We start from the raw sequence: 14,608 nt of genomic DNA on the forward strand, positions 1-14,608 counted from the left end.
TTTCAGCATTTTTACTTCGATGACGAATGTTCCAACACCGGCACCAGCCAAGCCAGTCCGTACCCGTTTCGCTCCTAGCCCGACCGGCTACCTCCACCTCGGCGGCGCCCGCACAGCGCTGTACTCGTGGGCTTTCGCCCGTCACTTCGGCGGCACCTTCGTGCTGCGTATTGAAGATACCGACCTGGAGCGCTCGACCCCGGAAGCGGTGCAAGCCATTATCGAAGGCATGGCGTGGCTGGGCCTGAACCACGACGAAGGCCCGTTCTACCAGATGAAGCGCATGGATCGCTACCGCGAAGTGGTGGCGCAGATGCTGGAAGCGGGCACCGCCTACCACTGCTACTCGTCGCCGGAAGAAGTGCAGGCGATGCGCGACAAGGCCACCGCAGCCGGTGAAAAGCCACGCTACGACGGCACCTGGCGTCCAGAAGAGGGCAAAGTGCTGCCGGCCATTCCTGAAGGCCGCAAGCCAGTCGTTCGTTTCAAGAACCCCCTGGACGGCGAAGTAACGTGGAACGACTTCGTCAAAGGCCCCATCACCATCGGCAATAAAGAGCTGGACGACCTGGTGATCGCGCGTCCTGACGGCACGCCTACTTACAACTTCTGCGTTGCCATCGACGACCTGGACATGGAAATCAGTCACGTCCTGCGCGGCGACGACCACGTGAACAACACTCCGCGCCAGATCAATATCCTGCGCGCCATCGGTGCACCGCTGCCAGAGTATGGCCACCTGCCGATGATCCTCGGCTCGGACGGCGCCAAGATGTCCAAGCGCAAGGACGCAGTCAACGTCATGCAATACCCAGCCGAAGGCTATCTGCCGGAAGCGATCCTGAACTACCTGGCGCGCCTGGGCTGGAGCCACGGCGACGACGAGGTGTTCTCGATGGAGCAGGTGTGCGCATGGTTCGACGGTTCGCACCTGTCGAACTCGGCTGCGCAGTTCAACATCGAAAAACTGAACTGGCTGAACAACCACTATATTAAGCAAGCCGACAACGAGCGCCTGGCCGAACTGGCCAAGGCGCGCATGGAGGCCAACGGCGCCGTGTTCGCAGGCGCGCCGGCACTGCCTGTCGTATTGGGCCTGCTGAAAGAGCGCACCAATACCGTCAACGAACTGGCCGACGCCGCCATGCTGTTCTACCGCGAGCCGCAGCCGGACGCCGCGCTGCTGACCCAGCACGTCACTGACGCCGTCAAGCCGGCGCTGGCCGATTTCGCCGAGCGTTGCAAAACGGTTGAGTGGAACAAGGCCGCGCTGGCCGCCATGATTAAAGAAGTGCTGGCTGCCCACGGTTTGAAGATGCCGCAAATCGCCATGCCGCTGCGCCTGTTTATTACCGGCCAGCTGCAAACGCCTGCCATCGACGCGGTGCTGGAAATCTTCGGCCGCGACACCGTTGTGGCGCGCCTGGCAAAGTTCCTCTAAGTTTTTCATTGAAGCAGGGGCAAAGTTGCAAAAGGGTATTTGCATAATACGGAGCCTCTGCTATACTCTTGTCTCTCGCGCAAACGGGGGTATAGCTCAGCTGGGAGAGCGCTTGCATGGCATGCAAGAGGTCAGCGGTTCGATCCCGCTTACCTCCACCAGTTTGCAGAGATTGTAGTACGGTAGTTCCAAGGTCCCCATCGTCTAGAGGCCTAGGACATCACCCTTTCACGGTGAGTACCGGGGTTCGAATCCCCGTGGGGACGCCAGCTTCGCCAAGGCTGGTTAGCAGTAAAGCTTCTGTGCCCTGAGGGGGTATAGCTCAGCTGGGAGAGCGCTTGCATGGCATGCAAGAGGTCAGCGGTTCGATCCCGCTTACCTCCACCAACAAGCACAGGAGAGTAGTTAAAGTAGTTCCGAGGTCCCCATCGTCTAGAGGCCTAGGACATCACCCTTTCACGGTGAGTACCGGGGTTCGAATCCCCGTGGGGACGCCAGCGATGCCAACGCTGGCCGGTAGTAGTGAATGTGTTTTACGCCCGGGGGTATAGCTCAGCTGGGAGAGCGCTTGCATGGCATGCAAGAGGTCAGCGGTTCGATCCCGCTTACCTCCACCAATCGCGTAGAATACAAATTGTAGAAGTTCCTTGGTCCCCATCGTCTAGAGGCCTAGGACATCACCCTTTCACGGTGAGTACCGGGGTTCGAATCCCCGTGGGGACGCCAAAAAGCGCAAATGATTGAGCCGCCATGAGCGGCTTTTTGTTTTCTGCGCCTCGGTTTGTGTTGCGCATGTTCGACTTCTTCGAAGCTAGCGTGGCAAACTTTCCACTTCCTTCTTGCTGAGCATGGCCTCATACTTGTCGGTTTCCCATCACCGCATTTGCCATGAAACTCAGCCTAAAACTCCCCCTCGCTTTTATCGCCGTCCTGCTGGTCGCGCTAGTGGCTGGATTGGCGGGCATTTACAGCCTTAACCGTGTTGTCGTCGAATCCGGCCAGACCGTGCAGGACAATTTTGCGCGCGAGCGCGCGGTCGGCTACATCGCCGTCGCTTACAAGGTGGAAGTGCTGCACTGGAAAAATCTGCTGTTGCGCGCCGCCGATCCGGCCGAGCAGCAAAAGCAGTGGGATGCTTACCTGGCGGCCGAGAAAGAAGTCGACAGCAAGGCGCGCGCGGTGCTGGAGCAGCTGGATGGCGACGCGCGCCGCACCATGACGCGCTTTGTCGAACTGCATGCGCAGCAGCGCGAGCGCTACACCGCCGCGCGCGCCATGGTGGCCGATGGCGGCGCGGCGGCAGCCGATGCCAGTGTGCGCGGCATCGATGTCGAACCGGCCAATCTGCTGGCGGAGAGCATCGGCCTGCTGACCAAGTCCAGCGCCGCGATTACCGAGCAGGCAGCCGCGAGCGGCTCGCGCACGGTCACGATCACCACGGTGCTGATGCTGCTCGTGGCCGTAGTGGTGGTGGCGGCCAGCCTGGCGCTGAGCCGCGCCATCATTCGCCCGCTGCATGGCGCGCTGGCGGTGGCGCAAGCGATTACCAACGGCGACCTCACCGGCCGCAAGCCGCCTCCGCGTCCTGATGAAATGGGCCAGATGCTGACCGCACTCGGCGAGATGACTGCCAGCTTGCACCGCATCGTCACGCAGGTGCGCAGCGGCACCGACGCGATTGTGACTGCATCGGGGGAGATCGAGGCCGGCAATGCCGACCTGTCCGCGCGCACCGAGCAGCAAGCCGGCGTGCTGGAAGAGACGGCCGCCTCGATCGAGGAGCTCACGGCCACTGTGCGCCAGAATGCAGACAACGCCGACCAGGCACGCCAGCTGGCGGCCGGCGCTGCGGACGTGGCGCAGCGTGGCGGCGAAGCAGTGGCGCAAGTGGTTGCCACCATGGCCGGCATTCAGCGCGCCGGGCAGGAAATGGGCACCATCATCGCCACGATTGATGGCATCGCTTTCCAGACCAATATCCTGGCGCTGAATGCAGCGGTAGAGGCGGCGCGTGCCGGCGAGCAGGGGCGCGGCTTTGCCGTGGTGGCAGGCGAAGTGCGCACGCTGGCGCAGCGCAGCGCCGAGGCGGCGCGCCAGATCAAGCAGTTGATTGATGCATCGAGCGAACAGGTGGAGCAGGGCGGCGTGCTGGTTGACCGCGCCGGCGCCACCATGACCGAGCTGGTCGGCAGCGTCAACCGTGTCAGCGACATCATCGCGGAAATCAGCCACGCCAGCCAGGAGCAGCGCGCCGGCATCGAGCAGGTCAACCAGGCCATCGGCGACATGGATCAGGTGACGCAGCAAAACGCCGCGCTGGTGGAAGAGTCGGCCGCCGCTGCGGGCGCGATGCGCGAACAGGCCGTTGGACTGGCAAAACTGGTTGCCGTGTTCGAGTTGCAGCGCAAGCGCTACTGAGATTGCGGCGAATCCGTTGCAGACCTGCCAATCTTGCTCTGATTTTTCAGCAAAAACAAGGGTTTGCTATTGCGTTCGGGGAATGACGCTGCCATAATACGCGCCTTGGAAATGTCCCCATCGTCTAGAGGCCTAGGACATCACCCTTTCACGGTGAGTACCGGGGTTCGAATCCCCGTGGGGACGCCAACAGACCTTTCCAAGTGAGTAGTGCAAGGCCAGTACGGACAGTTTCTGTCCCCATCGTCTAGAGGCCTAGGACATCACCCTTTCACGGTGAGTACCGGGGTTCGAATCCCCGTGGGGACGCCAAATCATGCAAAAAGCCGCCTAGTGCGGCTTTTTGCATTTCCGGCCCTACCACGCCAGCGGCGCGTACTGCACGGCCGGACGATAGAACGGCATCACGCCCAGCGCGTAGGGATCGTAGAGCGGCGCCATCATCGGCATCATCCCCATCGATTGCGGCTGCATCGCCTGCGGCGCTGCGCCGGCTTGCGCTTGCAGTCCCACTGACACCAGCACGTCCGGCAAGCCATAGCCGATGCGGCTTTGATCGCCAAGGCTGACGCGGCGCGCGCTGCTGCGGATGATCTGGAACAGCCGCTCAACCCGCGCCGCGCCGCGCGCCTTGTACTGCTGCGACTGGAAGTCCGGGTGGTGCGCGAGGCAGAGCGCGGCCAGCCCGGTCACGTGCGGCGCTGCCATCGAGGTGCCATCCCACGCGGCGAAATTATTCGGCGGCACGCAGGAGGTGATGGCCACGCCCGGCGCGCACACCGCCACTTGCGGCCCGAGGCAGCTGAACTTGGCAGTGAAGTAGCCGTAGGCGTCGACGTTGCTGTCCAGCGTTTGCGCGTGGTAGCTGTCGGCCGGGAATTCATCGAGCTTGCCGATGGCCGCCACCGCCAGCACATTGGGCGAGGACGCCGGGTACTGCACCGCGCCGCCCGAATTGCCCGCAGCGACAATGCAGGCAATACCGGCCCGCTTGGCGCGGATGATTTGCTGCTCCAGCGCTTCCGATATTTCCGCGCCGCCGAGGCTGAGGTTGACCACGTCGATCTGCTTGTCGATGCAGTACTCCAGCGCGTCGATCAATTGGCTGATTTGGCCGCCGGGGAACAGTTTGCAGGCATGGACTTCGGCATCGGGCGCAAAGCCGCGCATGCCCGATGCGATGTCGGCCGCCGCAATCACGCCCGCGCAGTGCGAGCCGTGGCCGATGCTGTCCTGATCCCAGCCGTTGGGATTGGTCTGCTTGTTGAGTACATCAAAGCCGGCGTGGATGGTGCGCAGATTGTCGTGCGTAGTCGCGGCGCCGGAATCGATGATGGCAATCTTCACGCCTTGGCCGCGATAGGAGGCGGGCAGTTGGTCGAGCCGCATGGCTTTCTGGCCCCAGCCATAGCAGCGCTGTTGCGGGAAGCCCTTCAGCGCCGGCCAGTCGGACAGGGCGCGCAGCACCACCACGTTGGCGTCGTCGCTGCTGATGTCGGGATCGCGCTGGTAGAAGCTCCAGTAATCGGCTTTCGGCTTGACATACAGGCCGCGCACGGTGTCGGCGGTTTCGCCGAACAGCGATAGCGTGACTTGGCCGTTGGCGCCAGTCACGCCGCTGGCCGGCAACATGCTGCCGAACAGCGAGACCTCGGCATTCGCCTGCGGCGCGCCATCCTTGCCGAACACGCTGATGATGGCGTTCAGCACCGGCCCGCTGCTGTCGATCGGCGCCACGCCCGTGACCATGGCCGGCTGCCGCAGCGACGGCTCCATCAAATTGAGATGCTGGTCATGCTCGACCAGCAGCCGGCCTTGGCCTTGCTGGTGCAAGGCGGCGGCTTTTTGCTCGGTCATGCGCGCCACCAGCACGCCCTGGTTGCCGCCCATGCCGTCGGCCAGCGCGCCGAGCACCGACTTCGGCCCAACCTTGTCGATCACTTCGATATCGTCGCTGTCGCGCAGCGCTTGCTCCAGCGCGGCGAACTGCAAGGGCTGCAAGCCCAGCGTCTGCAAGCCTTCCGCCAGTCGCGGCGCGATCACGTATTGTTTTTTGCGGGCGCCGACATTGCGGCCCGTGCTGTCGGCGCGGCCATTGGTGCGCGGCGCGGGTTCGGCGCTGTCGACTGGCGCACTGAGGTCTGGCGGCGTGCTGCCGCCGCCGTTGGGATTTTTAGGCATGATCTTCCTTTCAAAAAGGATCGAAGGGGCCGCTGTCAAACATCGACAAGGGCCGGTCGGGTTCTATGGTTAATTGGTGCGCGGGTGTGCCGGTCAGGCGGAAGTGCTGATCCAGCAGGCGCGCTTTGTCGGCTGTGATTTCCACCACCGCCGTGTGCGGCCGTTCGCGCGGGCCGATCACGTCGACCACGGCGATGTCGGCATCGCTGGACGCCAGCGCCAGAAAGTCGGTGAGCGGCGCGCCGCGCGCGGCATGAATCAGGAAACGGGATTTGGTGCTCGGGGAATCGGGCATGGCGGTACTCCTTATGGCAGCGCCCTCCGGCAGCCGCGGCCGCAGGAGGGCAGGATGGCGGGCGCTACCAGTTGCAGCGCCACGGCATCAATGCAGTGTTTGTTGGCCTTGCTGCGCAGCCTGTTGTGCCAGCTGTGCCAGCTGCGCTTGCTGCTGGGCGTAAGCGGCGGTCAGCGGATCCATGCCGAACGGCTGCATGTCTGCGCCGAACGGCACTAGGTTGGGAGGCTGCGGGATGAACGGGTTGTAGACGCTGCTGTACGGATGCGCCTTGCGCAACAAGTCGCCGAACAGGCTTTGTGGCGCCAGGCCTTGCTGCGCGTAGGCTGCTGCGACGGGGTCGGCTCCGAACGGCAGCATGCCGCCCAGATGGCCGGCGATGCCGCCGATAGTGTTGCCGATGCCGGCGTTACCAAACGCGCCGCCGATGGCGCCGCCCAGCGGGCGCGCCACGTTCTTGATGATGTTGCCGAACCAGCCCTGCGGCGCAAGCTGGCCGGCTTGGCCCAGCTGCGCCAGTTGGGCTTGTTGCAGCAAGTGTTGTTGTAGCTGCTGCTGTTGCTGTTGCTGCTGTTGCTGCTGTTGTTGTAGTTGCTGTTGTAGTTGCTGCTGCAGCTGCTGTTGTAACTGTTGTTGTAATTGTTGCTGCTGTTGCTGCTGTTGCTGCTGCGCGTACGCGGCGCTCATCGGATCGGCGCCGAACGGCAGCAAGCCGCCGCCGATGCCGCCGGCCGCCTGGCCGATTTGTCGTCCGAGGTTGGCATGGCCGAACAGGCCGCCGATGCCGCGTCCAATCAAGCCGCCCAGCGGCGCGCCGATCAGGCCGCCGAAGAAGCCTTGCGGGGACAGTTCACCGTATTGTTGTTGGGGCATTAGCTGTTGTGGGTAGAATTCGTTCATGACATCTCCTTGTTGTGGTTGGCAGCGGGCCGGTAGGCCGCGCTGGTAGGATTGGACTGACAGGCGTGCATGAAGTTTTGATATTCTTGGTTCCTGCCCGACGTTAATCAGGTATCATCCAGCCTCGATTTTTCCCTGCCCTCCGACCATGAACCAATTCCGCCGACTCGACCTGTTCTGCCGCGTAGTCGATAACTACGGCGACATCGGCATTTGCTGGCGCCTGGCCAGGCAGCTGGTGCGCGAGCACGGTCTGGCGGTGACCTTGTTCGTCGATGACCTGGCCAGCTTCCAGCGCATCTGCCCGCCGGTCGATGTGCAGGCCGCGCTGCAGCAAGTGGAGGGCGTGACCGTGCGCCACTGGGCCAATCAGGACGGCGTCTACAGCAACGATGACGTGGCCGACATCGTGATCGAATTCTTCGCGGTCGATATCCCGCCCGGCTACATCGACGCCATGGCGCAGTGCGAGCCGCGCCCGGTATGGTTCAACCTGGAAGGCTTGACGGCGGAGGAGTGGGTGGAGGGCTGCCACCGCCTGCCGTCGATGCAGCCGCGTGCGATGACCAAGCATTTCTTCTTCCCCGGCTTTACCGGTAAAACCGGCGGCCTGCTGCGCGAGGCGGAGCTTGAGCAGCAGCGCTTGCAATTCGCGCCTGCCGAATTCTTGCGGCAATTAGGGCTGACGCCGGCCGAACTGGCGGCCACCAAGGTATCGCTGTTCTGCTACCCGCACGCGCCGGTATCGGCGCTGTTTGAGGCATGGCTGCAGGGGGCAGCACCGGTGGCCTGCCTGGTGCCGGAAGGCGTGGCGGCCGACGCCGTGCGCGCCTTCACCGGCAGCGATGGCATGGCGGGCAGCGTTGCCACGCGCGGTGCGCTGACGGTGCGGGTGCTGCCGTTCGTGCCGCAGCCGGACTACGACAAGCTGCTGTGGGCCTGCGACCTGAACTTCGTGCGCGGCGAGGATTCGTTTGTGCGCGCACAGTGGGCCGGCAAGCCGTTCATCTGGCATATCTACCCGCAGGACGAGAATCTGCACCACAAAAAGCTGCGCGCTTTCCTGCAGCGCTACGCCGGTGAACTGCCGGCCTTGGCCGATTTCGCTCTGCGCTGGAACGGTGCACCCACCAGTGGCGAAGTGGACAACTGGGCTGCCTCGTGGTCTGCCTTGGCGGCCGAATCCAGCGCCGCCACCGCGCGCGCCGCAGCGTGGCAACAACAGATGCTGTCCCTTGGCGATCTGGCAAGCAATATGCTGGCCTTTGCCGCCACGCTGAGATAGGCGCTTAGCCAAAAAACAGGTACAATGCCGGGTTTAGCTCTGTACCGCTTTTTTCGATCAAACGTCAGACGACGATGATCTTTACGCAACCACCTTATTAAGTAGATTCGCTATGAAACCAGCAAAAGAAATTCGCGTCGGCAACATTATCATGGTTGATGCTAAGCCATTCATCGTACTGCGTTCGGACGTCAACGGTTCGAGCCGTACCGGCTTCACCTACAAGTGGAAAATGAAGAACCTGCTGACCAACGCTCCTTTCGAAAGCGTGTTCCGCGGCGACGACAAATTCGACGTAGTGGTGCTGGACAAGAAGCCAGTAACCTACTCGTACTTCGCTGATCCACTGTACGTGTTCATGGACGCAGAATACGAACAGTACGAAATCGAAGAAGAAAACCTGGGCGACGCCCTGAACTACCTGAAAGACGGCATGGAATGCGAAGCCGTGTTCTACGACGGTAAAGCAATCTCGGTTGAACTGCCAACCACCATCCAGCGTCAAGTTGTGTACTCGGAGCCAGCTGTTAAAGGCAACACCTCGGGCAACGTGACCAAGGAAGCCAAGATCGAAAACGCGATCGAAGCCAAGCAATTCTCGATCCAGGTGCCACTGTTTGTTTCGCAAGACGACATCGTCGAAATCGACACCCGCACCAACGAATTCAAGAAAGTGGTTCGCGGTTAATCGACCGTTTCCCTTCCGAAGCACGCCCGCGCAAGCCGGCGTGCTTTTTTTTCATTAATTTTTGTGGTGTAACTAGCAATGTGCTGATATATTTATGCAACGCAACAAATGCGGCGCATTAGTGAAACCAACCACGAGGATGGCATGAATCGCAGGGATTTCGTAAGACTCGGCACTCCGCCGGGCAAACAGCTGGGCACGGGCGGCATCCTCGACGCTGGTGTCGACGAGCAGCAACGTCTGATGGAAGTGGGGAAATTGACGTCGCATTGGCTGACGTCGCAGTACCTCACGCGCATCAAGTTGGCTGGCAAGTCGGGGATTGAGATTCATCCGCACGCGCTCAAGCTGGCGCTGGATATGGACCGCGAGCGCAACCTGAAGCGGGTGCGCGGGCCGCTGCACGGCATTCCGGTGCTGCTCAAGGAGGGCAACGAGGTCGCCGCAGTTCAGCTGCGCGAGGCCGGTGCAGTCCTTATCGGCAAAATCAAGCAGGACGAGTTGGCCGACCAGGCGGTTGGCGTGCTAGTTTTTCAGAACGTGGCGGAAAGTGGGCTCGATGCCCATCGCGTGCAGGTGCAGGACAATCTGTTCCAGCGTAGCGTCTTTCAATAACAGGCCTGCCGGCGTAGTGTGGGCATCACGCGCTGGCGGCGCCGATGCCGCAGCGGGCGCTTGCGCCGCTGCGTCTTGCTTGCCGCGCAGCTTGGCCAGCGCCTGCGCGAATTCTTCTTCGGTGATGCTGCTTAGGCGTTCGAGGAATGCAGCTTGCGCGGCTTCCGGCGGCATCATCTCCAATCCCAAATCCTCGGCCAGCGCGCCGCCCATGCTCGGGTTGACGAAGGCTGCCCACAAGCCGGTGGCGCGGTTCTGCGACGGCGGCAAATCTATGCGGCTACGGCCGAAATCAATCTGCTCATCTTCAAAGTAAGCCTTATGCAGCAAGGCGAGGAACTGCTTTGCTTGGGTCTCCGGGATCGGCTGCTCCAGCGACAACCACAAGCGATAGCACTCGCCGCCCGATACGCTGACGGCCGGCGCAGGCAAGCCTAGCTCCGTTTGCAGCGCGTTGGCGACGTCGCACAAGCGCGCCCAGTGCTGTTCCTCGGCCGCCTTGTGGAAGTCGATGACCAGCGTGCGCACCATGCCGGCGGCGTTGACGAGGTCTAGCGCCGCGCCATCAAGTTGCTGGCCAGCGAATAAATATAGTCTCTGTAGCTCAAATGTTAACTTTTCCATGCTTACATTGTACTATGCCCCTTGTCGCGGCCGCGGAGCCGCATCACCTGGGGAGTCTTGATGCGTAAGTTTGCTTTTGCAGTATTGGCTTTGAGTGCAGGTTGGACGATGGCGAGCGAGTTCGCTGTGCCGCATCTTTACGACGTTGGCGGCGGCCGCAAAATGCATATGTACTGCAGCGGCCAAGGCCCGCTGACCGTGGTGTTCGACGCGCCATCCGGTGATGCCGGCTGGTCGTGGTATCGCGTGCAGCCGGAAGTGGCGAAGCATGCGCGTGCCTGCGTGTTCGATCGCGCTGGCTTTGGCTTCAGCGATCCTGTTCAAACGCCGAACACCTCTGAGAGCGTGGCGGCGGACCTGCACAAATTGCTGGCGGCGGCAGGCGAGAAGGGGCCATACGTCATGGTCGGCAATTCGCTGGGCGGCGCCAATGTGCAGGTGTTTACCTACCGCTATCCGTCCGAGGTGAAAGGGCTGGTGCTAGTCGAAGCGCAGCATGAAGACGAAACGGCGCGTTTAAACAAAGTCACCAACGGCAAGGTAAAAGAGATTTACGCGATGGTCGAAGGGCAGGGCAAGTACTGCCTGGCTGCTGCCCGGAAGGGCTTCGCCAAGGATGCCGAGGCGCAGAAGAACTGTATCGGCGAACCGCTGAAAACCTTCGGCCCGCAACTTGGTGCGGCGTTGCTGGCGTCTGAATCCAAGCTGTCGTATTGGCAGGCCAACGTGGCGGAATATGCTGCCATCGCGAAAAGCGATGAACAGCTGCGTAAGCTGCGCCGCCCATTTGGCGATATCCCGCTGGTGGTGCTGACGCGCGGCGTGAGTCCATACGCGGTACCGGGCCAACCTCAAAGCGCGATGAACAAGGCATTTGAAGACGAGAACTTCGCGGTGCAAAAGGAGTTCACCAAACTCTCCACGCGCAGCACGCAGCGCGTGGTCGCCGGCGCCGGCCACGTGATTCAGGCTGAGATGCCGGACGCGGTGGTCGACGCCGTGCTGGAGGTATTGAAGCAGGCCACGCCCTGATTACATCGCTTTGCGGACCAGTACAGCATCGGCCCTGTACAGGTCTGGTGCGATGCGCTTGAGATCTACCAGCTTGGGCGCATCGTTAAAGACGATGTAGGGATCGTTTGGATGCAGCGTTAGGTAGTTCTGATGATAGGACTCTGCGGTGTAGAACTTTTTGTCCATTTCGATCCTGGTCGCCAGCGGCTTTTTGTACACGCGCGAGGCGTTCAGCTGAGCGATGTACTTCTCGGCCACGGCGCGCTGCGACGCCGTTTGCGGGAAGATGGCGGAGCGGTACTGCGTGCCGCTGTCCGGGCCTTGGCGGTTCAGTTGCGTAGGGTCGTGCGCCACCGAGAAGAACACCTGCAGCAGTTTGCCGTAGCTGATTTGCGTCGGATCGTAGGTGATCTTCACGGATTCGGCGTGACCGGTGTCGCCGCGCTCGACCCATTCGTAGCTGGCGGTGCGCTCCTCGCCGCCGGTGTAGCCGGAGACCGCGTTGGTCACGCCTTTCACGTGCTGGAACACGCCTTGCACGCCCCAGAAGCAGCCGCCGGCAAAGATGGCGGTGGCGGTGTGTTCGGCGCCGGCCGGTTCATCGACGGCCGGTGGCGCGATGACGACTGAAGGTTCGGCCGCGCAGGCGGTGAGGGCGCTGAGCAGGGCAAGCGGTGCGGCCAGTTTGAATGTGATGTTTTTCATGTTGATGCTCCTGTTTAACCGAAGGTGAAGGCGTAGGCTTGTACGCCGGGATCGAGGAATTCAATGCTGAAGGTGTGGTCGCCCACCGCGCCGGATTGGCGCACCAGCTGGTAAAGGCGCTGGCTGTCGATCTTGCCGCTGCCATCGGCGGCCACGTCTGCGCCGTGATTCTTGCCCGGCGCTGCGCCATCGATCGTCACGCGGAAGCGCACCGGCTTGCCGTCCTTGGTCGGGCCAAGCACAAGGTGCAGGTCGCGTGCATGGAAGCGGTAGACGATGCTGCCGCTGCCTTGATTCAGCGTGATCTGCTCCGCTTGCGACAGCCAGTTGCCGGACAAGCCCCATTGGTTCAGCGCTGGTTTGGCAGGCGCCGTGTACTGGCGGGCGGCGTTGGCTGCCTGCTTTTCCGGCGAGGCGAAGTTTTCGGCGCGTTCGTAGCCCAGGTAGGTCTCCGGCGAGCCGACTTGGCCGATGTCCGACTGCTGCTGGATGCCTTGCGCGTCTTCTGCGCTGACCACGGTGTTGGTGACGTTTTTGCGGCCCGCTTCTTCCAGCAGTTGCTGGATCACTTGCTCGGACTGGGCGTAGTCGCCTTCACCGAAGTGGTGGTGGCGGATCTGGCCCTTGGCGTCGATGAAGTAGTGGGCTGGCCAGTATTGGTTGCCGAAAGCGCGCCAGATAGCGTAGTCGTTGTCGATGGCGACCGGGAAGGTGATGCCTTGGTCTTTCACGGCTTTGCGGACGTTGTTGACGTTGCGCTCGAAGGCGAATTCCGGTGCGTGCACGCCGATTACTACCAAGCCTTGGTCGCGGTATTTGTCGGCCCATGCCTTGGTGTAGGGCAGGCTGCGCAGGCAGTTGATGCAGGAGTAGGTCCAGAAGTCGACCAGTACCACCTTGCCTTTCAATTGTTCGGCAGTGAGCGGCGCGGAATTCAGCCACTCGACAGCGCCGTTCAGCGAAGGCAGCTTGCCTTCAACCGGCAGCGCATCGGCGGCAGCAGCCACTGCGCGCCGCGCCATCATGGCCGGGCCGCCAGCGCCATTCGTAATGCCAGCCATCGCGGTGCGCGACATCATCGCGCCACCCGCCGCCTCATCGCCAGCCGCCGCTGCGCTGCGCATCATCGCGCCACCGGCTGGGGCTTCGGTTTGGCCGCCGCGCGGAGCCAGGGTGTCGATCAGCTTTTGCTCCACGCCCGCCGTGGCGACGGTCGATACCTTCGTCAGCAAGCCGGTATCGAGCCCGGTCGCAATCGCGGCCACGCCGGCCAGCATGGCAGCGCCCAAACCACGGCGTACCCATTCACCAGCGCCCAGCGAACGCTTCATCGCGCTGAAGACTTTACCGCCAACGAGCAGCGCCAACGCCAGCGAAGTCGCCGCACCAGCCGCATACGCCAGCAGCAGCAAAGTCGTGCCCACGCTAGCGCCATTCAGCGCCGCGCCAGTCAGTACCAGGCCAAGCACCGGGCCCGCGCAAGGAGCCCACAGCAAACCGGTCGCCACGCCAAGCAGGAACGACGAACTCGCGCCGGAGCTGTCGCCATCCGCTGCCTTGTTGGACAGCTTGTCGCCCAAGGCCACCAGCGGCTTGGTCAAGCGATCCGCCAGGTGCGGCAGCATCAAGGTCAAACCAAAGAACGCCATCAGCACCAGCGCCGCCCAGCGGCCATACTGGTTAGCCTGCACCACCCAGCCGCCGCCGACCGCCGCCAGCGTCGCCACCAGTGCGAAGGTCAACGCCATGCCAAGCAACAGCGGCAAGCCACTACGCACAAACGGTTGCCCCGTGCGCGCAAACACAAACGGCAGCACCGGCAAAATGCAAGGACTGAGAATCGTCAGTGCCCCACCAAGATAAGACAGCAGAATTAATAACATGATGACCTCCGATCAGGCTTCGCCGGGAACAAAGTTAAGCGCCACGCCGTCGATGCAGTAGCGCAGGCCGGTCGGTTCCGGGCCATCGTCGAACACGTCGCCCAGGTGGCTGCCGCAGCGGCGGCACACCACCTCCACGCCATACATGCCGAGAGAAGTAGTGCGGCTGGTGAAAACGCCGCGATCCAGCGGCTTCCAGAAACTCGGCCAGCCGGTGCCACTATCGAACTTGTTCTTCGATGTGAACAGCGGGTTCTGGCAACCGGCGCAGAAGAACTTACCGGCGCGGTGTTCCTTGTACAGCGGGCTGCTGAACGGCCGTTCGGTGCCGTGCTTGCGCAGCACCTCGTACTGCGCCGGCGAGAGCAGGGCGCGCCATTCGGCGTCTGTATGGGTGACTTCCCAAGCGGCGGCCGGTGCGGCCTGCGTTGCGCGGAAGGCAATGCCCGCCAGCAGGGCTGCGCCGCTGGTCAGGATGAAAGAGCGTCTGTTTGTCATGGTGTTCTCCGTAAGTGGAATAACGATGGAGCCATTCTGCGCCCGGAGTGGTGACAAAATC

At 62.3% G+C, this 14,608-nt stretch carries 13 protein-coding genes and 8 tRNA genes; 14 read left to right on the top strand and 7 right to left on the bottom strand.

Annotated features, from left to right (window positions below):
- Positions 1 to 19: 19 nt before the first annotated feature.
- The 10 genes from gltX to GTP45_RS07130 all read left to right on the top strand — a co-directional run bounded on the left by gltX (position 20) and on the right by GTP45_RS07130 (position 4,171).
- Complete coding sequence (gene gltX, locus GTP45_RS07085; RefSeq protein WP_161013161.1) at positions 20 to 1,441, top strand: glutamate--tRNA ligase; 1,422 nt, start codon at positions 20 to 22, stop codon at positions 1,439 to 1,441.
- 85 nt (positions 1,442 to 1,526) lie between these two features.
- A tRNA-Ala gene (locus tag GTP45_RS07090) sits at positions 1,527 to 1,602 on the top strand.
- A gap of 32 nt (positions 1,603 to 1,634) precedes the next feature.
- Positions 1,635 to 1,710: transfer RNA gene (locus tag GTP45_RS07095), tRNA-Glu, on the top strand.
- Positions 1,711 to 1,752: 42 nt separating this feature from the next.
- Positions 1,753 to 1,828: transfer RNA gene (locus tag GTP45_RS07100), tRNA-Ala, on the top strand.
- A gap of 34 nt (positions 1,829 to 1,862) precedes the next feature.
- A tRNA-Glu gene (locus GTP45_RS07105) sits at positions 1,863 to 1,938 on the top strand.
- Positions 1,939 to 1,982: 44 nt separating this feature from the next.
- Positions 1,983 to 2,058: transfer RNA gene (locus GTP45_RS07110), tRNA-Ala, on the top strand.
- Between the two features lie 33 nt (positions 2,059 to 2,091).
- A tRNA-Glu gene (locus GTP45_RS07115) sits at positions 2,092 to 2,167 on the top strand.
- Positions 2,168 to 2,329: 162 nt separating this feature from the next.
- Positions 2,330 to 3,859, top strand: coding sequence for a methyl-accepting chemotaxis protein (locus GTP45_RS29150; RefSeq protein WP_161013162.1), 1,530 nt, complete (start codon positions 2,330 to 2,332; stop codon positions 3,857 to 3,859).
- A 113-nt stretch (positions 3,860 to 3,972) separates the two neighbouring features.
- A tRNA-Glu gene (locus GTP45_RS07125) sits at positions 3,973 to 4,048 on the top strand.
- Between the two features lie 47 nt (positions 4,049 to 4,095).
- A tRNA-Glu gene (locus tag GTP45_RS07130) sits at positions 4,096 to 4,171 on the top strand.
- A 45-nt stretch (positions 4,172 to 4,216) separates the two neighbouring features.
- Here GTP45_RS07130 and GTP45_RS07135 read toward each other — a convergent pair.
- From GTP45_RS07135 to GTP45_RS07145, 3 genes are all read right to left on the bottom strand, one after another.
- On the bottom strand, positions 4,217 to 6,040 hold the full coding sequence (locus GTP45_RS07135) for a S8 family serine peptidase (RefSeq protein ID WP_161013163.1): 1,824 nt from the start codon (positions 6,038 to 6,040) through the stop codon (positions 4,217 to 4,219).
- 10 nt (positions 6,041 to 6,050) lie between these two features.
- The gene (locus GTP45_RS07140; RefSeq protein WP_161013164.1) at positions 6,051 to 6,335 is read right to left on the bottom strand and encodes a hypothetical protein; all 285 of its coding nucleotides are present in this window, start codon (positions 6,333 to 6,335) and stop codon (positions 6,051 to 6,053) included.
- Between the two features lie 87 nt (positions 6,336 to 6,422).
- Positions 6,423 to 7,235, bottom strand: a complete 813-nt coding sequence (locus GTP45_RS07145; protein WP_161013165.1) for a hypothetical protein — start codon at positions 7,233 to 7,235, stop codon at positions 6,423 to 6,425.
- Between the two features lie 148 nt (positions 7,236 to 7,383).
- Between GTP45_RS07145 and earP the strand changes: the two genes are divergently transcribed.
- From earP to GTP45_RS07160, 3 genes are all read left to right on the top strand, one after another.
- Positions 7,384 to 8,520, top strand: coding sequence for an elongation factor P maturation arginine rhamnosyltransferase EarP (gene earP / locus GTP45_RS07150; protein ID WP_161013166.1), 1,137 nt, complete (start codon positions 7,384 to 7,386; stop codon positions 8,518 to 8,520).
- A gap of 112 nt (positions 8,521 to 8,632) precedes the next feature.
- Positions 8,633 to 9,208 (top strand): elongation factor P, encoded by a 576-nt coding sequence (locus GTP45_RS07155; protein WP_161013167.1) that lies wholly within the window; start codon positions 8,633 to 8,635, stop codon positions 9,206 to 9,208.
- Between the two features lie 144 nt (positions 9,209 to 9,352).
- Positions 9,353 to 9,823 (top strand): amidase, encoded by a 471-nt coding sequence (locus tag GTP45_RS07160; protein WP_229258365.1) that lies wholly within the window; start codon positions 9,353 to 9,355, stop codon positions 9,821 to 9,823.
- Here GTP45_RS07160 and GTP45_RS07165 read toward each other — a convergent pair.
- Complete coding sequence (locus GTP45_RS07165; RefSeq protein ID WP_161013169.1) at positions 9,734 to 10,447, bottom strand: hypothetical protein; 714 nt, start codon at positions 10,445 to 10,447, stop codon at positions 9,734 to 9,736. The two genes, GTP45_RS07160 and GTP45_RS07165, sit on opposite strands and share 90 nt — an antisense overlap.
- A gap of 60 nt (positions 10,448 to 10,507) precedes the next feature.
- Between GTP45_RS07165 and GTP45_RS07170 the strand changes: the two genes are divergently transcribed.
- A complete protein-coding gene (locus tag GTP45_RS07170; RefSeq protein WP_161013170.1) occupies positions 10,508 to 11,479 on the top strand; it encodes an alpha/beta fold hydrolase in 972 nt (323 codons plus the stop codon).
- On the opposite strand, the gene msrA is transcribed toward GTP45_RS07170, so the two are convergent.
- Genes msrA through msrB form a run of 3 tightly spaced genes read right to left on the bottom strand, consistent with a single transcriptional unit; the run spans position 11,480 to position 14,547 of the window.
- On the bottom strand, positions 11,480 to 12,166 hold the full coding sequence (gene msrA, locus GTP45_RS07175; protein WP_161013171.1) for a peptide-methionine (S)-S-oxide reductase MsrA: 687 nt from the start codon (positions 12,164 to 12,166) through the stop codon (positions 11,480 to 11,482). It lies immediately after the preceding gene.
- A gap of 14 nt (positions 12,167 to 12,180) precedes the next feature.
- A complete protein-coding gene (locus GTP45_RS07180; RefSeq protein WP_161013172.1) occupies positions 12,181 to 14,049 on the bottom strand; it encodes a cytochrome c biogenesis protein DipZ in 1,869 nt (622 codons plus the stop codon).
- A gap of 12 nt (positions 14,050 to 14,061) precedes the next feature.
- On the bottom strand, positions 14,062 to 14,547 hold the full coding sequence (gene msrB, locus GTP45_RS07185) for a peptide-methionine (R)-S-oxide reductase MsrB (protein WP_161013173.1): 486 nt from the start codon (positions 14,545 to 14,547) through the stop codon (positions 14,062 to 14,064).
- Positions 14,548 to 14,608: the final 61 nt, after the last annotated feature.

Source organism: Duganella rivi, from assembly GCF_009857435.1.
GTDB lineage: Bacteria > Pseudomonadota > Gammaproteobacteria > Burkholderiales > Burkholderiaceae_D > Rugamonas > Rugamonas rivi.